The 21,685-nt window shown below is 63.8% G+C and carries 14 protein-coding genes and 1 pseudogene; 2 read left to right on the top strand and 13 right to left on the bottom strand.

Annotated elements, in window-relative coordinates; genetic code table 11:
* Window positions 1-44: 44 nt before the first annotated feature.
* The 4 genes from WBK19_RS06470 to WBK19_RS06455 form a co-directional block, all read right to left on the bottom strand.
* A complete protein-coding gene (locus WBK19_RS06470; protein WP_511288027.1) occupies window positions 45-890 on the bottom strand; it encodes an HDOD domain-containing protein in 846 nt (281 codons plus the stop codon).
* Window positions 891-1,009: 119 nt separating this feature from the next.
* Window positions 1,010-1,468: a single-stranded DNA-binding protein gene (gene ssb, locus WBK19_RS06465; RefSeq protein WP_511288025.1), complete on the bottom strand. Its 459-nt coding sequence runs from the start codon at window positions 1,466-1,468 to the stop codon at window positions 1,010-1,012.
* A 10-nt stretch (window positions 1,469-1,478) separates the two neighbouring features.
* Window positions 1,479-2,687, bottom strand: coding sequence for an MFS transporter (locus tag WBK19_RS06460; RefSeq protein WP_511288023.1), 1,209 nt, complete (start codon window positions 2,685-2,687; stop codon window positions 1,479-1,481).
* A 167-nt stretch (window positions 2,688-2,854) separates the two neighbouring features.
* Window positions 2,855-3,664: a restriction endonuclease gene (locus WBK19_RS06455; protein WP_511288021.1), complete on the bottom strand. Its 810-nt coding sequence runs from the start codon at window positions 3,662-3,664 to the stop codon at window positions 2,855-2,857.
* A 237-nt stretch (window positions 3,665-3,901) separates the two neighbouring features.
* On the opposite strand from WBK19_RS06455, the gene uvrA reads away from it, so the two are divergent.
* Both uvrA and WBK19_RS06445 read left to right on the top strand, forming a co-directional pair.
* Complete coding sequence (gene uvrA / locus WBK19_RS06450) at window positions 3,902-6,724, top strand: excinuclease ABC subunit UvrA (protein ID WP_511288019.1); 2,823 nt, start codon at window positions 3,902-3,904, stop codon at window positions 6,722-6,724.
* A 71-nt stretch (window positions 6,725-6,795) separates the two neighbouring features.
* A complete protein-coding gene (locus WBK19_RS06445) occupies window positions 6,796-7,167 on the top strand; it encodes a diacylglycerol kinase (RefSeq protein WP_511288017.1) in 372 nt (123 codons plus the stop codon).
* A 1-nt stretch (window position 7,168) separates the two neighbouring features.
* Here the strand turns inward: WBK19_RS06445 and WBK19_RS06440 are convergent, their stop codons facing one another.
* From WBK19_RS06440 to WBK19_RS06400, 9 genes and pseudogenes are all read right to left on the bottom strand, one after another.
* Window positions 7,169-7,801, bottom strand: a complete 633-nt coding sequence (locus WBK19_RS06440; RefSeq protein ID WP_511288015.1) for an SRPBCC family protein — start codon at window positions 7,799-7,801, stop codon at window positions 7,169-7,171.
* Window positions 7,759-9,078 (bottom strand): GGDEF domain-containing protein, encoded by a 1,320-nt coding sequence (locus tag WBK19_RS06435; protein ID WP_511288013.1) that lies wholly within the window; start codon window positions 9,076-9,078, stop codon window positions 7,759-7,761. Before WBK19_RS06435 ends, WBK19_RS06440 begins: the two co-directional genes overlap by 43 nt.
* A 52-nt stretch (window positions 9,079-9,130) precedes the next feature.
* The gene (locus WBK19_RS06430) at window positions 9,131-9,880 is read right to left on the bottom strand and encodes a substrate-binding periplasmic protein (protein ID WP_511288011.1); all 750 of its coding nucleotides are present in this window, start codon (window positions 9,878-9,880) and stop codon (window positions 9,131-9,133) included.
* 84 nt (window positions 9,881-9,964) lie between these two features.
* On the bottom strand, window positions 9,965-13,333 hold the full coding sequence (locus tag WBK19_RS06425; protein ID WP_511288009.1) for a UvrD-helicase domain-containing protein: 3,369 nt from the start codon (window positions 13,331-13,333) through the stop codon (window positions 9,965-9,967).
* Window positions 13,334-13,460: 127 nt separating this feature from the next.
* A complete protein-coding gene (locus tag WBK19_RS06420; RefSeq protein WP_511288007.1) occupies window positions 13,461-15,719 on the bottom strand; it encodes a response regulator in 2,259 nt (752 codons plus the stop codon).
* 119 nt (window positions 15,720-15,838) lie between these two features.
* Complete coding sequence (locus WBK19_RS06415) at window positions 15,839-18,508, bottom strand: PD-(D/E)XK nuclease family protein (RefSeq protein ID WP_511288005.1); 2,670 nt, start codon at window positions 18,506-18,508, stop codon at window positions 15,839-15,841.
* Between the two features lie 27 nt (window positions 18,509-18,535).
* The gene (locus tag WBK19_RS06410; protein WP_511288003.1) at window positions 18,536-19,261 is read right to left on the bottom strand and encodes a ComEA family DNA-binding protein; all 726 of its coding nucleotides are present in this window, start codon (window positions 19,259-19,261) and stop codon (window positions 18,536-18,538) included.
* 50 nt (window positions 19,262-19,311) lie between these two features.
* Window positions 19,312-21,498 (bottom strand): patatin-like phospholipase family protein, encoded by a 2,187-nt coding sequence (locus WBK19_RS06405; RefSeq protein ID WP_511288001.1) that lies wholly within the window; start codon window positions 21,496-21,498, stop codon window positions 19,312-19,314.
* A gap of 62 nt (window positions 21,499-21,560) precedes the next feature.
* Window positions 21,561-21,685: pseudogene (locus WBK19_RS06400) on the bottom strand (OmpA family protein); the annotation flags it as partial.

The raw sequence follows: 21,685 nt of genomic DNA, 5'->3' as shown, positions 1-21,685 counted from the left end.
CTGATCCGGCACGCGACTGGCCGAGCTGGCCCAGGCCCCGGGGCTTAGCCCCCGAGCGCCGCCTTCAGCGATTGCACTTCCTCTTCCGACTCTTCGACGATTTCGGCCAGGGCATCGGCGTCGAACAGCGTGTCGAGAATGGAAGTATCGATCTCGCCGTCCAGTTCCTTGTCGCGCCAGCTCGATGTCCGGTTGGCGATCTTGTTGGCGATGAACAGTACGTTGGACAGGTTGTCGATCGCCGTGATTTCGCGTTCGGTTTCGTGATCCCGGACCGCTTCGAGCACGGATTCCGGCAAGCCCATGGCCGAGAGCAGGGCGTGACCGATATTGTCGTGCCAGCCGACCAGCAAGGCATGCAACTCGACCTTGTCGTTGGCCAGTTCGGGGAAGTTGGCGGCGCGCGACATCAAATAAAAGACGCCGAGATCGTGCACCAGACCGGCAAACATCGCCTCGTCGCCGTTGATGCGGCGCTTGCGGGCCAGCACACGGCACAACGCCGCCACGTGCGAGGTGTGCTCCCACAGCCGATGGGAAATCTCTTCGAACGGCTGCATCTGCTTCGACTTGAGCAACTGTTCCATGGCCACGGCGAACGACACGGTACGCACGGCCTCCATGCCGACCCGGACAATGGCGCTCTTGACGTCGGCCACTTCGCGACCGCTCGGGTTGAGCGCCACCGAGTTGGCCATGCGAATGATCTTGGCGCTCATCAGCGGCTCGGCGCCAACCAACTTGGCCAGTTGTTCGACGCTCAGATTCGGATCCTTGAGCGCAGCACGCACCTGGAAGGTGATGTCGAGGAAGGTCGGGAAAGTGATTTCATTACTGGAAAGATCCCGGGCGATGTCCTCAAGAATCTTGAAAGTGACGGCACTGGCCATGCTGGTTTACCTCTGGGCGAAAAATGGAATTGCGCCGCGCGGCCAAGGCGCGCCGCCGAAGACAGTACCGAGCAGTACAGCGAGGCGGCGCAACGCCGGCAGCGCAAGCAATTTCATTTTCAGAACGGGATGTCGTCGCCAAGATCGTCAAAGGACGGCTTCGGCTTGTTCTTGGCCGGGGCCGGGGCGTAGTCGGTCGGTTCGCTGTCGTAACCGCCACCGCCGGCCGGGGCGCCCATGCCCTGGCGCGAGCCGAGCATTTTCATTTCGTCGCCACGAATTTCCGTCGTGTAGCGCTCCTGGCCTTCCTTGTCGGTCCATTTACGGGTGCGGATGCTGCCCTCGACATAAACCTGCGAGCCCTTTTTCAGATACTGACCGCAGATCTCGGCCAGCTTGCCGAAGAAGGAAATGCGGTGCCATTCAGTCAGTTCCTTCTTCTCGCCGGTCGCCTTGTCCTTCCAGTTTTCGCTGGTCGCAACCGTAATGTTGCACATCGCCTCGCCGCTCGCCGTGTAGCGAACTTCCGGGTCCTTGCCCAGATTGCCGACGATGATTGCCTTGTTAACCGATGCCATGAAATGTCCCCTAAGCAGTTTGTGTCGCAGCGGCAGTGACGCGCCGTTGCGGAAAATTCATCGAGTTTGCCACCACCAGCCAGACCAGAACCAGCCCGGTGCAGGCAGCAAAAACAGCATTATCGCCGAAATTCTGCGCAATATAGCCGCCGGCTGCACCGCCGACGAATAGCCCGAGCGCCTGCGTCGTGTTGTAGACCCCGAGCGCCGCGCCCTTGGCGGATGGCGGGGCCGTGCGCGAGACCAGCGAGGGCAGCGTCGCTTCGAGCACGTTGAAGGCGACGAAGAAAAGGACCAGCCACAGGGCCAGTGCCCACAGGCTTGCGCTGTAAAGGAGCAAGCCAGACTGGACGACGACGAGCAGCGCGATTGCAGCGAGGAAAATCGGCCGCATCTTGTCCTTGCGCTCGGCGGCGATGATGGCCGGAACCATGATGGCAAACGAGAGCAGGACGGCCGGCAGGTAGACCTTCCAGTGCGCGGCAGCTTCGAGCCCGCCGTGATTGACCAGCGCATGCGGCAGAACGACGAACATGGCCATCTGCACCATATGCAGCACGAAGATGCCGACGTTGAGGCGGATCAGGTCGGGATCGAAAACGACCTGGCGCAGTGGCAACTTCTCGTGACCGAGCGGCGGCGGGGCCGGCGGTACGGCCTTGAGCAGCAAGATGATGGCGGCCAGCGCCAGTGCACCGGTCATGATGAACAGGCCGGCCATGCCGATCAGGCCATAGAGAATGGGCGCGCCGACCAGCGACAGGGCGAAAACGAGGCCGATCGACGAGCCGATCATGGCCATCACCTTGGTCCGGTGCTCCTCGCGCGTCAGGTCGGCGGCCAGCGCCGTCACGGCGGCCGAAATGGCGCCCATGCCCTGCAGCACGCGGCCGACGATGATCCATGTCATGTCCGGTGCCCAGGCAGCGACAAAGCTGCCCAGCGCGAAGACAAGCAGGCCGACGACGATGACCGGCTTGCGCCCGAAAATATCGGAGGCGATGCCGTAGGGAATCTGAAAAAATGCCTGCGTCAGGCCGTAGGCGCCGAGCGCAAAACCGACCAGAGCCAGGTTGTCGCCGCCGGGCAGCGTTTTCGCATAGACCGAAAACACCGGCAGGATGAGGAAAAGCCCGAGCATGCGCAGGGCAAAGATGGAAGCCAGGGAGGCGCCGGCGCGGCGTTCCTCGGGACTCATTTTGTCGGTTGGGGGGGCCATTGTCGTTTTTAATTGTTGCATTGCAGCGAGACAACAATATTAGCAGGTTTGGTGAAGGGCTATCGAGACTCGGCAGCTCCCACGGTCAACCGGAAAAATTGGCCAAAATTGAAAGCCGCGCGCCGTCCGGACGAGACCGGTTCGTCGTCGGCGGAGCGGCGCCGACTTCAGAGTTCCCGGCTACCCGTACACGCCGGAAAACCGGTGCAGCCCCAGTCCACCTGAACGGTGGCTCCGCCCTGCTTTTTCATTCGCGGCATCATCGCCTTGCCGCAATTCGGGCAGGCCGGCGGTGCCGGGTCATGGTGCCGCCGCGAGAACATCGGCGAAATGGTGACTTCTCCTGTGCTCGAAGCCGACACTTTCTTGATCAGCCGCCGCAAGGAATCGGCCGGGACGACGCGAATCGAGCGACCCAGCGCGGCTTTTCTTGCTTCATCGGTGAACCGGCCGGAGGCTACGATGAATCCGCCGACGGCCCGTTCAGCGCTGATCACGGCAGCCAACTCGCGCACAGCCAGCGCATCGACCGTTTTTTCCTTCCATCGGCGGCATTGCACGAGATAGCGGTCGCGCCCCATGAATAACTCGAGGTCAACGCACCCCTGGTGACGCGATCCAGTGCGCTCGACGACGAGAAACCCTTCGCGACGAAACCCCTCGGCGACCAGCTTTTCGAAGTCATGAACGCTCATCCGCGCCAGCGCATCGGACGTCGGGCTCAGCATTTCAACCGGGGCAGCCCGGCCGCGACGGCGCACGAAGGAAATCAGCGCAACGATCAACAGTAGCCCGGGAACGATGTACTGGGGAAAGCTAGCCAGATACTGGTCGACGCCCTTGCCGAGAACCATCCACGCGGCGAGGTCGTGAAAAACCCAGTACGCGATCAGTGCCAGCAGCCCGCCAATCTGCCAGGGGAGATTGGCCGCAAAATCGATTGCGCCGGCAAGCGGCGGACACACTTTCCGTGCCATGAACAATCCATAATAAATGTTTAGCGCATATTCTGACGGCAAGTCCGGTGAACGGCAAGTCTGCTTGCCCCACGCGGCATCAGCGGGATTTCAAAATTCGCCGTTTTTCCCGGTTGAACGTGGGATCGGCTCTAGCCCGGTTGAATGCCCCATTTTCATCAGGATGCAAACGAAGCCGGGGCTAACCCGGCTTTTTTGCGTATAGTTTCCCCTTCCCCAAACAGCGAAAAAACAGCGATGGAATTCATCCGCATCCGCGGCGCGCGCACCCATAATTTAAAGAACATCAACCTCGATCTGCCGCGCAACCAGCTCATCGTGATCACCGGGCTGTCCGGCTCGGGCAAGTCGTCGCTCGCCTTCGACACGCTCTACGCCGAGGGTCAGCGCCGTTACGTCGAATCGCTCTCGGCCTACGCCCGGCAGTTTCTGCAGCTCATGGAAAAGCCCGATGTTGACCTCATCGAAGGCCTGTCGCCAGCCATTTCCATCGAGCAGAAGGCCACTTCGCACAACCCGCGTTCCACCGTCGGCACCGTCACCGAAATCCACGATTACCTGCGCCTGCTCTTCGCCCGCGCTGGCACGCCCTACTGTCCCGACCACAACCTGCCGCTCGAAGCGCAGACGGTGTCGCAGATGGTCGATTCGGTCCTCGCCCTGCCGGCCGAAACCCGGCTCATGATCCTCGCCCCGGTCGTCGCCAACCGCAAGGGCGAGCAACTCGACCTCTTCGCCGAACTGCGTGCCCAGGGCTTTGCCCGCGTTCGCGTAGACGGCACGGTCTATGAAATCGACGATGTGCCGAAGCTGGCCAAGACGCACAAGCACACCGTCGATGTCGTCGTCGACCGCCTCAAGGTGCGCGACGACATGCGCCAGCGCCTGGCCGAATCCTTCGAAACGGCGCTGCGCCATGCCGAAGGCCGGGCCATCGCGCTTGAAATGGACGATGGCAAGGAGCACATGTTCTCCGCCAAGTTCGCCTGCCCGGTCTGCTCCTACGCCTTGCAGGAACTCGAACCGCGCCTGTTTTCCTTCAACAACCCGATGGGCGCCTGCCCGAAGTGCGACGGGCTGGGCGTCATCCAGTTCTTCGACCCCAAGCGCGTCGTCACCAACCCGGCCGCCTCGCTGGCCAACGGCGCGATTCGCGGCTGGGACAAGAAAAACCAGTTCTACTTCCAGATCATCGAATCGATCGCCGACCACTACGGTTTCTCGGTCGATACGCCTTTCGAGCAACTGACCGATGCTCAGCGCCAGCTCATCCTCTACGGCTCCGGCAAGACCGAGATCAATTTCCGTTACCTCAACGAAAAGGGCACGCGCTTCGACCGCAGCCACAGCTTCGAGGGCATCATCCCCAACCTCGAGCGGCGTTACCGCGGCAGCGAGTCGAATGCCGTGCGCGAGGAATTGTCGAAATACGTCAGCAGTTCGGCCTGCCCGAGCTGTGCCGGCACCCGGCTGCGCACCGAAGCCCGCCACGTCCGCGTTGGTGAAAAAACCCTGCACGAAATCAGCCGCCTGCCGCTCGGCGAGGCGCGCAATTACTTCAACTGCCTGACGCTGGCCGGCAACAAGGCGCAGGTCGCCGACAAGATTTTGAAAGAGATCACCGCCCGCCTGAGTTTCCTGATCAACGTCGGCCTCGACTACCTGTGCCTCGAACGTTCGGCCGAAACGCTGTCCGGCGGCGAAGCCCAGCGCATCCGGCTGGCCTCGCAAATCGGTTCCGGCCTGACCGGCGTCATGTACGTCCTCGATGAACCGTCCATCGGCCTGCACCAGCGTGACAACGACCGCCTGCTGCAAACGCTCAAGAACCTGCGTGACATGGGCAACACGGTTCTGGTCGTCGAACACGATGAAGACGCCATCCGCAGCGCCGATTACGTCGTCGACATCGGCCCCGGCGCAGGGGTACATGGCGGCGCCGTTGTCGCGCAAGGCACGCCGGCCGAAGTGACGGCCAATCCCCTGTCGATGACTGGCGACTACCTGTCCGGCCGCAAGTCGATTTCGGCCCCAAAATCGCGTCGACCGCAGGATACGAACAAGCAGCTCAAGGTCGTCGGCGCCTACGGCAACAACCTCAAGGACGTCACGCTCGAAATCCCCGGCGGCCTGCTCACCTGCATCACCGGCGTTTCCGGCTCAGGCAAATCGACGCTCATCAACGACACGCTGTACGCCGCTGCCGCCCGCCACCTCTACGGCTCGACGACCGAACCGGCGCCGTACAAGGAAATCATCGGCCTCGAACTGTTCGACAAGGTCATCAACGTCGACCAGGCGCCGATCGGCCGCACGCCGCGCTCCAACCCGGCCACCTACACCGGCCTGCTGACGCCGATCCGCGAGCTATTCGCCCAGGTTCCCGAATCCCGCGTCCGCGGCTACGGCCCCGGCCGCTTCAGCTTCAACGTCAAGGGCGGCCGCTGCGAAGCCTGCCAGGGCGACGGCATGATCAAGGTCGAGATGCACTTCCTGCCCGACATCTACGTCCCTTGCGACGTCTGCCACGGCAAGCGCTACAACCGCGAAACGCTGGAGGTGCAATACAAGGGCAAGAACATTTACGACATCCTCGGCATGACCGTCGAGCAGGCGCGCGAATTCTTCGACCCGGTGCCCAACATCGCCCGCAAGCTGCAAACCCTGGTCGATGTCGGCCTCAGCTACATCACCCTCGGCCAGAGCGCCACCACGCTGTCCGGCGGCGAAGCCCAGCGCGTCAAGCTGGCTCTCGAACTGTCCAAGCGCGACACCGGCCGCACCCTCTACATCCTCGATGAACCGACCACCGGACTGCATTTCCAGGATATTGAGATGCTGCTCAGCGTGCTCCAACGGCTGGCCGCCAACGGCAACACCATCGTCGTCATCGAGCACAACCTCGACGTCATAAAGACTGCTGACTGGATTGTCGATCTCGGCCCGGAAGGCGGCGACGGCGGCGGCCGCATCCTCGTTTCCGGCACGCCCGAACAGGTCGCCAAGTGCAAGGCCAGCCACACTGGGCGCTTCCTCAAGCCGCTGCTCGACAAGAAATAGCCTGAAACAATGATTCCACGGTCAACCGGAAAAAACGGCCAAAATTCAAAACGTCGAAGTGAGGTGGAACGATGAGCGCCGCCGAACTCAAAGGCAAACGCGGCCTGCGGCGGCTGATCAACGCGCTCGGCTACTCGCGTGACGGCATTGCTGCCGCCTGGCGCAACGAGGCGGCCTTTCGCCAGGAAATCCTGCTCGCCGCCATCGCCCTTCCGCTCGCCTTTTACCTCGGCAAAAGCGGCGTCGAACGGGCCTTGATGATCGGCAGCATCGTGCTCATCCTGATCGTCGAAATCCTCAATTCGGCCGTTGAAGCGGTGGTCGACAAGGCGTCGCCCGAGAAGAGCGAACTGGCCAAACGGGCCAAGGACATGGGCAGCGCCGCCGTGCTGCTCAGCCTGATCAACGCTGCTGCCGTCTGGGGCTGCGTGCTCTGGAGCTGAATCAGCGCGAACGGGCGATGCCCTGACGGCGTTCCATTTCGTGGATCAGGGCCGTGAATTGCTCGGCCAATTCGTGGCGCATGAAGCGGACGCCGATACTCGACGGCAGCCAGCGATCCGGAACGACCTCGATCTGGTAATCGACGCGGGCGCCACGCCCCTGCGCCTGAACCCGAAGTTCGCTGCGCATGTGCTTCGTCGAACCACCCAGGGCGCGCCCGAGCAGCCGCCCGTCGGGAAGCAGCTCGATCTGGCGCAGCGACTCGAAGGGGAAGGAAAACGGGCCAAAATTCGCCTTGCCGCGCTGCTTGATGACGAAAACGTTGCCCTGGTGCGAGACGATCTGGCTGCTCTCGAGATTGGGGACGATGCCGACCATGTGGTTGAAATCGGTCAGCACATCGATGACAACAGCCGGTGGGGCGGCAACCAGGAAGGCCAGGCTGGCGAAATAGGTGCCATCGCGATAATCGACCTCGACATCGTCATCGGCCAACCCGCCGCTTGGCGGCTCAAGGGAAAACGCCGGCAGGCCGAGAATGACAATCAGGAAAACAAGGGCGCGGCAAATTCCGGCGACGGCGGGCATGCTCAGAACAGGCTGGCCGTGCGCGTATCCGGCTCGTTTTCGCATGTCGACTCGGGCGCTGGCGGGCCCGACAACACGACCCGGTTGCGGCCGAGGCGTTTGGCTTCGTAGAGCGCCTCGTCGGCGCGCTTGAGAGCAATCTCGATCGGACATTCGCTGGCATCGGCCAGCCCGATGCTGACCGTGGCCCTGACCGAGCGGCCATCGGGCAACGGCACTTCCATGGCATCACAGCGGGCGCGCAGGCGTTCGGCCAGCTTTTGCGTCTCGGCCGGGCCGATTTCCGGGAACAGGAAGGCGAATTCCTCGCCGCCGTAGCGGCAGACCTGATCGGACTGGCGCAAAGTATCCTGAACCAGGTCGGCAAAGGCGCACAACACGGCGTCACCGGCGGCGTGGCCGTAGGTGTCGTTAAGTTTTTTGAACAGGTCGAGGTCGGCCATGGCCACGGTGACCGGCCGCCGATAGCGCTGGGCGCGCTGCAATTCGACTTCGGCCGACTGCATGAAATGCCGACGATTCGTCAGCCCGGTCAGGCCATCCTTGTTGGCCAGCTTTTCCAGCACCTGCCGGGTTTCCTCGTTCTGGATGAGCAGGGCATGGTGTTCGCTGATCGATTCCTCAACGGCCTGGATTTCGAGCATGGCCGACGGTTTGAATTCGGGCGCCGGACGGTCGGCACTCAGCGTCGACAGGGCGAGGTTGATCTGCTGCAGCGGTTGAATCAGATGACGGCGCACGAGAATCATGAATCCAAGCAGGAATACGCCGACCAGAATCAGCGCCATCATCAGCTTCGAACGCGCCAGTTTCATCGCACCCGTCGCCACCACGAGATCGTTATTGGCCAGATTGATCCCCTGGATCGACACATCGTCGACCTGCATGCCAAGGCGCGCGGCAAGGCGCTGCCACTCGTCGTAGCGCATGGCCGGGCGGCGATCGTCGGAGACGGCCTGGCGCACGACGTCGCCGAGAAACTGCTCGGTTTCGCGCGCCAGCTGGGCCGCCCCGGGATGTTCGAGAATGCTCGGATGGCTGGCAATCAGGGTCACGACAAACATCGATTGCTGTCGCGACGCATGCGAACTGACGGCAAAGATGCGCTCGCCTTCCTGGCGGAGCTGTTCGAGATTTCTGGCCAGACGCTGGAAACGGATGATTTCCGGCACCGTCTGCTCCTGCAATCGGCTGGTGGCGTCAATGACACGTTGCTGGTCGAGCGCCAGCAACACGACAGCAGCCCCGAAGGCTGTCACGAAAAGTGCAGCCAGCAACGCAAAGGCCCGACCGGCCTGGATCGCCTGCAGCGACTTGATCACGGCAAGCCACCTGCCACTCGATAGCGGACTGGAACTTGAAAGATAGCTGGCATCAACTCACCCGAAAGGGCAAAAACCGGGAATTGATCCGATCATACGTCCCATTGCGCTTGATGCGATCGAGCGCCGCGTTAATTTCTTTCTGCAATTCCGGCCGATAGGGCGAAATGCCGAACGAGGCATCACCACCCAGCTCGGGGGCTTGCAAGACCGTCGTAGCCAGGCCCAGTTGCCGGAAAGCCTCGTTTTTCTGCAGGCTGATGCCGGTGATCATCGGCACCAGGACGGCCTGGGCCTCACCGGAAAGCAGCGGCGCGCCCAGTTCGCCATGGGTGGCAACCGGGTGCATTTCCCAGCCCTGCTTGCGGCCATAAGCCTCCTGAGCCGAACCGCCGACGACGGCGACTTTGACCCCGGCTTGCCCGGGGCTGATGCCGGAACGAGCCAGCCACAGCGAGATCGACCGGTAATAGGGCTTGGCAAACAACATCCTGGTGCGCCGCTCAGGCGTTTCAAGCAGGCCAACCGCGGCGATGTCAGCCTTGCCCTGGCTGATAGTGGGAATCAAGGCGCTTTGCGTAACGACATCGAAAGCGCAATTGACGCGCATTTCACTGCACACCGCGCGGGCAATCTCGACGCTAAAACCGGTCAGCTGGCCGGACTCGTCGCGAAAGGACATCGGCGGGGCATTATCGAGCACGAGGACGCGCAAGGCGGGTTCATCCGCCGCCAGCGCTCCACTTCCGAGGCTGGCAGGGAGCGCGCAACACAACAGGAAGACAAGCGCAGCGCGAGACATGTTTATCGCATAAATTCGACCGGATCGGCATTATAGTCGATATGAATATGACGTAGCGCCTCGTCGTTACCCTAGCCCCCTCGTTTACGGCGCCCCGGCCAGCTCGACCAGCCGCCCCTGCACCGGGAAGAAAACGGCCAGCCTGAGCGGCAGCCCGGCGTCGGCGAACAGGCCGGCATAGCGTTCGAGCTGCGGCCGGTAGCTTTCGGCGCGTTGCGCCAGCTCGGCCTCGGGCAGGCGCGCCGTCTTGTAGTCGATGATCCAGCGGCAACCGTCGGCGACAAAAACCCGGTCGATCACGTGGTTGACCGTGACATCGCCATCCGCACTGCTCCACGCCTGCTCGGCGGCGGCCTCGGGATGCTCGGCAAGGACCCAGCGACCGCTCTCCGAAGCCAGCGTGGCATGCAGCGCCGCTATGGCTTCCGCCGCCCCGCTGGCGGCCTCTTCGTCGCCATGGCCCTGGTTGCGCAGCCAGCGCTGGCAGGCCGGGTTCAGCGTGGTGATTCTTGGGGTCGACCAGCTTTCCAGGCCATTCTTGGCCATCAACTCGAGATAGCGGTGAACCAGCGTACCGACCGAAGCTTCGAGCGACAGGCCGAGCTCCGCCTCGTCGAGATCGAGCGGGTTGTCGGCCGGGCGCAGGCCTTCCGGCAAAGCACCGAGGCTGGCCGGCAGCGCGGTTTCGCGCAAGCGGACGAGCGGCGGGACGAAGGTCGCCGGATCAATGCCGGAGCTGGCCGGAGGAACCGCGTCGACGCCAGCCAGCGCCGCGACGAAAACCGGCTGGGCGACGCCGGGCCAGAGCAGATTGAGCAGCGTGCCGGCCGCTGGCGGCTTGAGACCGTCATCCTTCTTGTCATCGGCGACAGCGACGCCAAGCAGATGCAGGTTGCGGATGGCGCGGGTGGCTGCGACGTAGAGCAGGCGTTCGTCTTCGTGCGCGGCGCGTTCGGCTTCGAGCTTCTTGAGGTAGTCGTAGGCCGTCGGCTCGCCATTGCCGGCGCCCTTTTGTTTCATCGGCGCGACGAGCAGATGTTCGTCGCCATCGGCCCCGGCCACTTCGTCCCAGAGCAGCAGGCTGCTGTCGTTGCCGCCGGTGCCGCGGTCGAGGCCGGGCAGGATGACGGTGTCGAATTCGAGACCCTTGGATTTGTGCACGGTCATCATCTGCACCATATCGCCGAGCGGGTCGGACGGCGCGTAGAGTTCGGCGGCATGGGCGGCCAGCGTTTCGGCGCTGAGGTTGCGGCTGGCCACGAGCTTGTCGACGAGCTTGAAGAAGGCGTCGACGTCGTTGAGCGCCTCGGGTGCTTCGAGGCAGCGCGGCCCGCCGAGCATGAGCCAGACGCCTTCGAGCCAGCGCCGTGGATGCTGGCGGGCGCGCCCGGCGAAGGCCAGTTGCAGTACCTCGCGCACATGCCTCAGGCGTTGTTGGCCGTCTTCGGACAAGCGGGCGACACGGGCGTCTTCCTGCATGAGCTGCCAGATCGTCGACTTGCGTTCGTCAGCGGCCAGCGCATGCAGGTCGGCCAGCTTGAGGCCACACCACGGGGCGCGCAGGAGCGCCAGCCAATGCACGCGGTCGGCACGGTGATGCAGGGCGCAAAACAGCGTCAGCAGGTCCTGTACGTGCTGGCGACCGTCCAGCCCTTCGATGTCGACGGCCTGGAAGCGCAGGTCGGGCGCGCTGCGGCGGATTTCGGCGACGAGCGCGTTAAGATGGCTGCGCGCGCGGACGAGGACGGCGATGCGCTCCTCCGGGGCCTCGCGGCGCGCCTGCTGGATGATGGCCAGAATGCGGCAGGCTTCTTCGTCAGCTGAATCCGAGCCTTCGCGCTCGATGACGGGATGCACTTCGACGCCGCTGTCGGCGCGCGCCGACCGGGTGGCCGCCGATTCGGCGTAGCGCACGGCGCCGGCCTCGGGGCTGTCTTCTGCCGGAAAGATAGACGGGAAGGCCATATTGACCCAATCGACGATTCCCGGATACGAGCGGTTGTTGCGGAACAGGCGCAGGTGGCCGAGCTTGATGTCGCCGATGCCGCGCTCGCGGACGCGCAGGAACAAGCCGACGTCGGCCTTGCGGAAGCGGTAGATCGACTGCATCGGGTCGCCGACGACGAACAGCGTTCGGCCGTCGTCCGGCATCCAGCCGCGCGTCAGTTTTTCAATAAGCTCGACCTGGGTCGGGCTGGTGTCCTGGAATTCATCGACCAGCAGGTGGCGGATGCGATAATCGAGGGCCTGGGCCAGATCGGTCGGCGCCTCGTCGTCACCGAGCGCCAACCCGGCGCGGGCAGCGATCTCGATGAAATCGACCTCGCCGGCTTCCTGAAAGGCCAGCCACAACTGCCCGGCGGCCAGCCGGAGCAGGCGCGAGAAGCATTCGACCGTGGCCCATTCGCCACCGCTCAGTTCCGGCCGCGGCAGTTTGACGAGCATGGCCAGAGCTTCTTCGAGCCCGGCAACGCCGCGCAGTTCGCCGAGCAGTTCGAGCATGGCCTTTTTCTGGTCGGCGAACTCCTTGTCGGCCGGAAAGCCGATGCGTTTATCGACCGTTTTGCGAATTGTCCCGGTGCCGGTCATGAGCAGAGCGGCGACGGCCTGCCAGCGGGGCAAATCGGCGATTCCCACGGTCAACCGGAAATTCCAGTCAAAAATGGAATCGAGCGTTCCCGGCACATTGGCCGCCGCGAAGCGCGCCAGCGGCATGAGCAGGCTTTGCAGCCGGCCGTCGAGCAGTTCGCTGACGACCGCCAGATCACGCTCGATCAGGGCGGCGAAACCAGCCTCGACCTCGGCCTTCATCGCTCCGCTTTCGATGCGCGAAGCGTGCTGCAGCCATTGGTCGCGGCGGCCGAGCATGGTGATCAGCAGTTTGTCGAGGCGGCCGGCGTTGTTGTCCATGAAGGCCAGCGCCTCGGCCACGATGTCGGCATCGGCGCCACCCGCCTCGACCATTTCCAGCGTCCGTCGCGCCGCCGTCGCGTAGTGCGCCTCGGCATCCTCGGCGACGCCGGGCTGGGCGCCGAAGCGGCTGAGGTAGGGCATCTGCCGGGCCAGGCTGGCGCACAGGGCGTCGAGCGTCGTGATGCGTAGCCGTCCGGGGTGGCTGAGCAAGTGCCAGCCTTGCGCCGCGTCGTGGGCGAGCACCTTTTGCGCCAGGCCAAAAGTCAGTTGCTTGTGCGGCTCGACCGGCAAATTGCCACTCGCCGCGCGCTCCAGACTGCCGAGAATGCGGTCGCGCATCTCGGTTGCCGCCTTGTTGGTGAAGGTCAGCGCCAAGACTTCTTCCGGGTGCTCGACGACGGCCAGCAGGCGCAGATAGCGCTGAGTCAGCAACTCCGTCTTGCCGGCGCCAGCGGGCGCTTCGACGATGAACGAGGCAACATCGAGGGCACGTAGCCGGGCGGTTTTGTCTTCTTCGAGGCGGTCGACCACAGCAGTCACAGGCAGGGAACTTTCCGAGGAGGGAGCCGAGGCAGACGAATGTTGCCCGGCGGCGGCAAATCCTACGCCGGGCGACGGTTTGCCTCAAGCAATCAATGGCTTTTCCGGCCCGGCTGCCCGCTAAAAATCAGGCCTCCCGACGCTGCAGCGCCTTGAGGACGGTCGAGAAAAGCAGACCGGGCGGGCTGGGCTTGGCGAGAAAGTCGTTCATGCCGGCCGCCAGACAATTGGCCTTGTCCTCGGCAAAAATGTTGGCCGTCACCGCGATAATCGGCACCTCGCCCAGGCCGGGCATGGCGCGTATCTGCCGCGTTGCTTCGAGACCATCCATGCCAGGCATCTGGATATCCATGAGGATCAGGTCGTAAATCCCCGGCGCAACTTTTTGCACGGCCTCCCGGCCATCGCCGGCGACGTCGACCACCAGACCGGCACTTTCGAGCAAGGCCGTCGCCACCTCGCGGTTGACCGGCTCGTCCTCGACCAGCAGTATCCGTCGGCCGTCGTACTCCCGGCTGAGAACCACCTCGGCGGGCTCCGCCGAACCGGCAAGGTACTGGGAGGCACCCGGCCCGCCTTTTTTCAGGCGCACAGTAAACCAGAAAATACTGCCCATGCCCGGTGTGCTATTCATGCCGGCCGACCCGCCCATCAACTCGGCCAGCTTGCGGGTGATGGCCAGGCCGAGGCCGGTACCGCCATACTTGCGGGTGGTCGAATTGTCCGCTTGCTCGAAGGCCGAAAAGAGACGGCCAGCTGCTTCGGGATCGACGCCGATGCCGGTATCCTCGACTTCAAAACGAAGCACGGTATCGTCATCCGTTTCTTCGGTCGCCAGAACACGAACGATCACCACGCCATGTTCGGTAAACTTGACGGCATTGGCCACGTAGTTGAGCAGCGCCTGCTGCAACCGGGTTGGATCACCGAGCAGGGGGAATGGCAGCTCCTCGACGTCGGCAAACAGCCGCAGGCTCTTCGCCATGGCCCGCTCCTGGAGCATGGAAACGACATTGCGGGCGATGCCGGCAGGGCTGACCGGGATTTCCACCATAGCGAACTTGCCGGCTTCGATTTTCGACAGTTCGAGCACTGCATTGACGATTGCCAGCAAATGGTGCCCGGCCGCGTCGATTCTTTCCAGACGGGCCAGTTGTTCCGGCGGCAACCCGGCGCGCCGGATGATGTGGGCCATGCCGGTGATGGCATTGAGCGGCGTCCGTATTTCATGCGACATGTTGGCCAGGAAGGCGCTTTTCGCCACATTCGCCGCCTCGGCCGCCTCCTTGGCGGCAATCAGGGCCGCTTCGGCTTTCTTGCGCTGACTGATGTCGCGCACGAAGGAAATCATCCTGGCCGGCAGGCCATCATCGGCTGGAATGTAGTACAGGGTTACCTCGACCGGAATCAGCGCGCCGCTCTTTGCCCGGTTCTGCGTCTCGATCTTGAACCAACCCTTTTTCCGCATCACGGCTACCGCCTGCTCGGTCTCGTCCATGGCCTGTTTCGGATAAATATCCTCAACCCGCAGCTGGAGCATCTCCTCGACCGAGTAGCCGAGCATCTCGGCGGCAAAACTATTGACGTCGATCAGGCGCTTGGTTTCGAAATCGCTCCAGCGGATGCCGATGCCGACGCTGTTCATCGCAAACTGGGTATCGAGCAACTTGCGATGCACTTCGCGCAGGTCGGCCGTCCGCTTCTGCACCAGATCTTCAAGTTGATGCCGGTATTGATCGAGCTCGGCTTCGTTCTGCTTGCGCTCGCTGATATTGACCGAAATGCCGCCACCGCGCAGCGGGCGCCCGTCGGTATCGCGCTCGACGACCATCCCCCGGGAATGAATCCAGCCCCAGCCGCCACCCTGGAGGCCAACACGATACTCGGCGGAAAATGGCGCCCCGCCGACCTTGGCCGTTTCCTCAAAGGCGGCCATGAAGCTGGTCTGGTCGTCCGGGTGTACAGTCGCCAGCCAGCTCTGCAAACTCGTCGGGGGCGGTTCCCGCGGAATACCCAAAACAGTCAACAGTGTCGGGTCATAGCTCAGCGAGCCATCGACAAAATTGAACTCCCAACTGGCCATCCGGGCTGCCTGCAGCGCCGTCATCAAACGGCTTTCCAGGCTCGAAATATCCCGCGTCAGAGAAATGCGCTGCTGCTCGGCCAGTTTTTCCAACAGATAGCTCACCACCACCAGTGCCGGTGGCGCGACCAGCACCGCCGCCACAGCCCCCGTCAGCAGATAGTCCCACGACACCGAGCCCGTCAGCAGAAGGTCCATCGCTGACACGATCAACTCCACCACCGCCACGATGCCGAGGCTGGCCACAGCAAAAAGCCGCCACCCTTTCAGGCGCTGCAACAGGGTGATCAAATCGGATGGCACGTTGAGGCACCTCCATACAAAAGGGTGAGCGAAGCAAAGCCCTTCAGCTTATTTTTCGCCCATCCCGACGCAGATGGGTTGACCTATAACAAACGTACAAGATTGAGGATGGCCTCTTGCTAGCCGGCCTGCGCAGCCGCCAGCAGACGACGCCTTTCAGGCAGCCTCAGCAGCGGCAAGACCTCGCAGTATTGCAAGCCTTTTTCGTCGGCAAAGACGACGCCGGCCTGGCCCTGCCTGACCTCTTTGGCGACGGCGTGCAGGCGTTCGCGCCAATGGGTGATAACGGCGATCCAGTCCGGAAACTCGGCCGGATCGAAGATTTTCTGCTTGTCGTCGCCGATGCCCTGAACGCCGGGCAGGATGTCCTTTTCGTCGGCCACACCGGCGAAGGCCGGCTTGTCGAGCAGTACCTTGGCGAAGACGACGGCGGCTACATCTTCATTGACCAGCGCGGCGTAGATCGGCAGCTGCGGCTCGGTGATGCGCGGCTCGGCCCAGTTTTTGGTGTCGATGCTGGCGCCGGTCTTGTAGTCGATGATGACCTGCCGGCCGTCGGCCAGCTGATCGATGCGGTCGACGATCATCTTGACCTTGATGCCCTCGATCTCGACTTCGGCCGGCGCTTCGCAGGCGATGACATCGAAGCTCTGGCCGCGCTTGGCTTCGACCTGCAGCCAGACTTCGATCAACTTGGCCAGGCGGGCCGCTTCGAGCTCACGAAAACGGGCCGGCAGGGTGATGCGTCGGTCGAGTTCGAAGGTTTGCAGGGCCTTGGTGACAGCCTCGGCGATGGCCTGCTGGCGGCTCAGCTCGCCCAATGCGGCCAGCGCCTCGGATGAGCGAACCGCCGTCCAGAAGGCTTCCAGCGCTTCGTGCACCAGCGTGCCGCGCGCGGCCGGGTCGAGGCCTTCGACCGGCTCGTCCATCGCCTCGCCGCCGAGGCGGTACTGAAAATAGGCCCAGGCCGGGCATATCGCCTGGGCACGCAGGACCCAACTGCCGCCGGAGACTTTCTCGCCCTCGGCGACAGGCGGCGCCATGGCGTCGGCTATCAGCTCGAGCGCCGAGGCCGACTCGCCAGCCATCTGCCGGGCCAGCGTGACGACTTCGCCCGAGGCGTCGGCGGCCAGCGGAATCCCGGCGATCAGCGGACTCGGCCGCAGAACGCGATTGCCATCGGCCAGGGCAAAGGAAAACGTCACCTCCGGCGCCGAAAGCGACAAGCGCTCGTGGACGCGCTGGGCGAAATCGAGCTCGACCTCGGCACTGGCGTGCGCTGCCCCGGCGGCGCGCAGGAGTTCGGCCGGCAAGAGCGGATTGGGGCGCGGCGGCGGTGGCCAGAGGTCGTCGTTCATGCCCATGACCCACAGGGCGTCAAAATCGAGGCCGGCGCTTTCGAGCACGCCGAGCACCTGGATCGCCGGCCGGCCGCGTGTTTCCGGCTGGAACAGGCGCTGGCGGCAAAGTTGCGCCAGGCGACGCACGGCCTCGGCAAAGGCCAGCGGCCCGAGCAGGCCGTCGAGCCGGCCGAAGCCATCGAGCACTTCACCGAAGGCGCGACGGGCCTGAAATTCGTGGCTGGACAACGGCCGATCACCGGGCCAGCCGGCCGCTTTGAGGCAATTGCGGAAAACACTCGCCCATTGCCCGTGCGGCAGCTTGCGGCTGGCCGCAGCGGCGGTTTCAGCGAAAGCGTCGAGGGCATCGACCGTTTGCGGACAGAGCGGCGCTTCGCTTTCGGCCAGTCGCCGGGCCAGACGGACCAAGGCCGGCAGGCTCGTGAAATAGGGCAAATCGCGGCGCAAGGCGGCGTCGAGCCGGGCCCGGCCATCGGCCTCGCCGTCCGCCGCCGACCAGCCGCCGGCCAGCAGCAAGGCCGACAGCCGGCTTTGCTCGACCTTGGCCCGGCCGCTGCCCAGCGCCAACAAATCGAGCGCAACGCGGATGAGCGGCAGATCGGCCAGCGCCCGGCCGAGCGAGAAATTGAAAGCGCGCGGTACTTCGGCCGCATCGGGACGAATCAGCGCCGGATGCAAGGCGTCGTCGAGCAGGAATTCGAGCCGGTCGCGCACGCCAGCCAGATCGAGCGCCACGATGCCGAGCCGGCAAGCCGGTTTGGCCACCAGTTGCGCCTGCACCCAGGCGACCACGGCAGCACATTCGGCGTCACCATCGGCGCAGGCGACGACTTTCTGATTGCTACGGTCAACCGGAAATTTTGGCTGATTTTGAACACGGACCCCGCGCCCCGTCAGGGCTGCCATGAGGTCGCGTTCGGCCGGCGTGTAGCGGTCAAAACCGACGAAGGCGACACTTTCCGGCAGGGCAAAATGGCCATCCGCGATCAGTTCGATGACTTGCCGCTGCAGGCCGGCCGGGTCGATCCAGCCGTTGCTCCGGCAACGTTTGTCGAATTCGGCCTGCCAGCCGATGAAGAGTTTTGCCTCGTCGGACAACTCGCTGCCATCCGCCCTGATTTTCCAGACGCGGGCCAACGCCTGCGCCTCGGCGGCCGAAGCGGCCATGCCCTGGATGTCGAACAACGGCGCGGCGTCGGTCAGCGAAGCTGCGATAACCTTTTCCCAGAGCAGGCGCTCGGAGAAAGCGTCGAGCCCTACAGGCAGTTCGGCGATGCCGCTGAGCAGCGCCTCATCGGCCAGCGTGGCAAACCACTGGCCGAGCGTCAGCGCCTGGCGGGTGCGCCAGACCGCCTGCTCGGCCGGCAATTCGCCCCGCAGTGTTTGCGCCAGACGGGTCGTCGCGCAGAGGTAGAGGCTATCGCTCAAACGGGCCTCGGGATTTCGCCGTTATTTTCAGTACGCGGCAGCGGGCTGTGCCGGGCCGGCGGGCTTGGCCGGCGCACCGGGCATAGCCGGGCCGGCCGGTTTGGCAACGGGTGATGCCGGTTTGGCCGGGGCTGCCGACGGCGCCGCAGGCTTGGCTTCGGCGACGGCGGGTTTGGCCGGAGCCGCGGCCGGAACGGCCGGCTTGCCGGGCATGGCGGGACGAGCCGGGGCATGCACGGCGGGTGATTTCTCATCCGCTGACGGCGGAGCGACCGGCTTGCTCTCGCTGGCGGGCTTGGCGGGCATCGCCGGTCTGGCCGGGGATGCAGGGCCGGCCGGTTTGGCCGTACTCATTGGGGCCGGCGCGGCGGGCTGTGCGGCTTTTTCAGCAGGCTTGGCGACTGGCCTGGGCGGCGGCAGGGCTTTCGGTTTGGCCGGTGTGGCGGAAGCCTCGTTGTCTTTTCCGCCATTTCGCTCGGCCGCGGGGATTTTTGTCGGGCCGCTGTAGGTGATTCGGCCTTTCAAGCCCTCGGCAACCGCGCCGCGTAGCTCGGGAATTTTCCGCAGATCGTCGATGGTCTTGAACGGCCCGTTGTCGCGCCGATAGTCGATGATCAACTGCGCCCGTACCGGGCCGATGCCATTCAGGGTCTGCAGTTCCTCAGCGGTGGCGGTATTGACGTTAACCCGGGCCATGACCTGGCCGACGCAAAGCAGGCTCGCCAGGGCGAACATCAGAAAACGTGATTTCATGCTTTTTTCTCCCGACAGGTAAGTGCTGCAGTATGCCATTCGACGCCGGATCAGGGCGTCCCGACAAACAGGAAGAGGTTCGACACGCCGCTCGTCGAATAGCCGAAGCCAACATAGGCCGGCCCGAACGGCGTCTGGCCGCCAAGGTACAGAGCCGCCGAGTCGAGCACGCCGACCCGCGTCGATTCCGAATAGGGGGAACCGACCTTGGCCATTTCGAGCGCCATGCCGATGCGCATGTCGCCACGCAGGCCGAGCGGCAGGCGGCCGATGATCTGTTCGCCGCGCACGCCAAGATAGCGAATGTCGTCGCCGATGATCTGACCCGGCGCGAAAGCCGTCAGGTTGAGGAAACCGCCCAGCGTGCCGGCGTCAAAAACCGGCAGGTTGCCGCGCGGCGATCCGGTGTAACGCAGCCGGGCGTTGACCACCGTGCCGCCGAAGACGTAGGCGCCGCGCAGGTCGGCATCAGCTCGCGCGTAGTTGCTGCCGGGCGACTCGAACCACGAAAGTTGCGCCGCCCAGCCGCGGGTCGGAAAGTACACGCGGTCGAACTGGTCAAAATCGAGGCTAGCCTTCCAGCCGGTCATTTTCTTGTCGCCTCTGGGCAGGGATGGATCGCCGATATCAAGGTCGAAATAGCGATGGCGCTGAACCCAGCCGAAACGCAGCGGCCCGAGCAGGCCGATGTTGGTGCCGAAGAAGGCGCCGACACTGGTTTCACTATCGCGATACTGGGCGATTCGCTTATCGTCTTCATAGACATTGAGACGGGTTTGGCCGACCCCGGCGGTGCCTTCGAAGAAGACGCGCTGGCGGGCGTCAAGCGGCTGGTAGTAATTGATGCCGAGGCGGTTGTTCGAGCCGATTTCACCGTGGTAGATCAGCTCGCCACCGAGGCGGTTGAGCCAGGTCTGGTGATAGGCAGCGCGCAGGCCGAAGGTCGATCCCTGGCTGTTGTCGGCCTGCAGGTTGATGGCGAAGCGGGCGTAATCCGGTCCCCAGCGTTTTTCGATGGGCATGACGCGCAGAATATTGCGGTCGCGCTGGGCCAGCACCGTGTAATCGACGCTTTCGTAATAGCCGTCGCCATACATGCGGAGCAGGTCGCGGTTGATCACCGACGGCCGGATGACCTCGCCTGGCTGGACGCTCAGATAGCGCTCGATAGCGCCCTGATTGGCCCTTTCCAGCCCGACGATCTCGATTTCATCAATGCGTGGCGAGGGACGCCGGGTGACTTCGATGCTGCGCCACCATGCCGCGTAGGCCGACTCACCGGCGCTCAGGCGGACCAGTTTTGCACTCGCTCCTTCGGCCGCCAAGCGGCCACTCTCGGCGGCCTCGGCATGTTTCGTAAAATCGCCCGCGGTGATGCCGTTGAGCTCGGGCTTGATGTAGATGTCGTCCGGCTTGAGCATCGCCAGCGAACGACTGACGTTCTGCTCGGTCAGGATGCCGACCATCTGCGCCGACACCGTCAGCAGCGAGCCAACCTCCTCGGCCTTGAGCAGCGGCGAGCCGACATTGACGGCGATCACCACGTCAGCCTGGCAGCGCTCGCGCACTTCTGAAATCGGCAGGTTATCGACCAGCCCGCCATCGACCAGCTTGTGGCCCTGATGGTCGACCGGGGCGAGCAGGCCGGGCACCGACATGCTGGCGCGCATCGCCGTGGTCAACGCACCATCGCGAAATACCACGCGCTCGCCCGTGCCGATATCGGTGGCGATGATCGACAGCGGCAGCGGCAAATCCTCGATGTTGCGTTCGCCCTGGTTGGCGCGCACCAACTGGTTGAAGAACAGCTTGATCTTCTGACCGGAAACGACACCGCCCTGATAGGCCATGCCGTTGGCTGAAACACCGCTCTCCGAACCGGGCAGGTAGCTCCGCGAGACCAGCTTGTTGCGGTAACTCATCTCGGCGTATTCCGGGTTGTCGACGAAAATGTCGCTCCAGTCCGCCACGGCCAGCGCCTCGCGCATTTTCTCCGGCGACATGCCGGCCGCCCAGGCGCCGGCGATCAGTGCCCCCATGCTCGTGCCGGCGACGCAATCGATCGGCACGCGCAGCTTCTCCAGCACTTCCAGCACGCCGATATGCGCTGCCCCACGCGCCCCGCCCCCGCCCAGCACGAGGCCGATGCGCGGTCGTGCGGTGTCAGCGGCGAATGCCACGGTCGACTGGAAAAAAAGGCCAAAAATGAAAACGGCAGCAAGGCGTCGGAGCAGCAAGATCAATCCTTCATCCGAAAAAAAACCCCGCGAGGCGGGGCTTTCATTGAAGCGTCGGCAGATTACTTGGTGCCGATGACTTCGATATCAACGCGACGATCCGGCTGCAGGCAGTCGATCAGGGCCTTGGTCTTGGCGTTGCCCTTGCACTTGTCGCCGGTAACCGGCTGCTTCTCGCCCTTGCCTT

Source organism: Azonexus sp., from assembly GCF_049652925.1.
Lineage (GTDB): Bacteria > Pseudomonadota > Gammaproteobacteria > Burkholderiales > Rhodocyclaceae > Azonexus.
Note: the sequence above shows the minus strand (reverse complement) of the source record. Positions and strands in the feature narration are given on the sequence as shown.

Excerpts from the sequence above, each read along its gene's own strand:
- WBK19_RS06460 (WP_511288023.1), bottom strand. The coding sequence starts at position 2,687 with ATGGCCCCCCCAACCGACAAAATGAGTCCCGAGGAACGCCGCGCCGGC.
- WBK19_RS06445 (WP_511288017.1), top strand. The coding sequence starts at position 6,796 with ATGAGCGCCGCCGAACTCAAAGGCAAACGCGGCCTGCGGCGGCTGATC.
- WBK19_RS06470 (WP_511288027.1), bottom strand. The coding sequence starts at position 890 with ATGGCCAGTGCCGTCACTTTCAAGATTCTTGAGGACATCGCCCGGGAT.
- WBK19_RS06455 (WP_511288021.1), bottom strand. The coding sequence starts at position 3,664 with ATGGCACGGAAAGTGTGTCCGCCGCTTGCCGGCGCAATCGATTTTGCG.
- uvrA (WP_511288019.1), top strand. The coding sequence starts at position 3,902 with ATGGAATTCATCCGCATCCGCGGCGCGCGCACCCATAATTTAAAGAAC.
- WBK19_RS06440 (WP_511288015.1), bottom strand. The coding sequence starts at position 7,801 with ATGCGAAAACGAGCCGGATACGCGCACGGCCAGCCTGTTCTGAGCATG.
- ssb (WP_511288025.1), bottom strand. The coding sequence starts at position 1,468 with ATGGCATCGGTTAACAAGGCAATCATCGTCGGCAATCTGGGCAAGGAC.
- WBK19_RS06430 (WP_511288011.1), bottom strand. The coding sequence starts at position 9,880 with ATGTCTCGCGCTGCGCTTGTCTTCCTGTTGTGTTGCGCGCTCCCTGCC.
- WBK19_RS06410 (WP_511288003.1), bottom strand. The coding sequence starts at position 19,261 with ATGAAATCACGTTTTCTGATGTTCGCCCTGGCGAGCCTGCTTTGCGTC.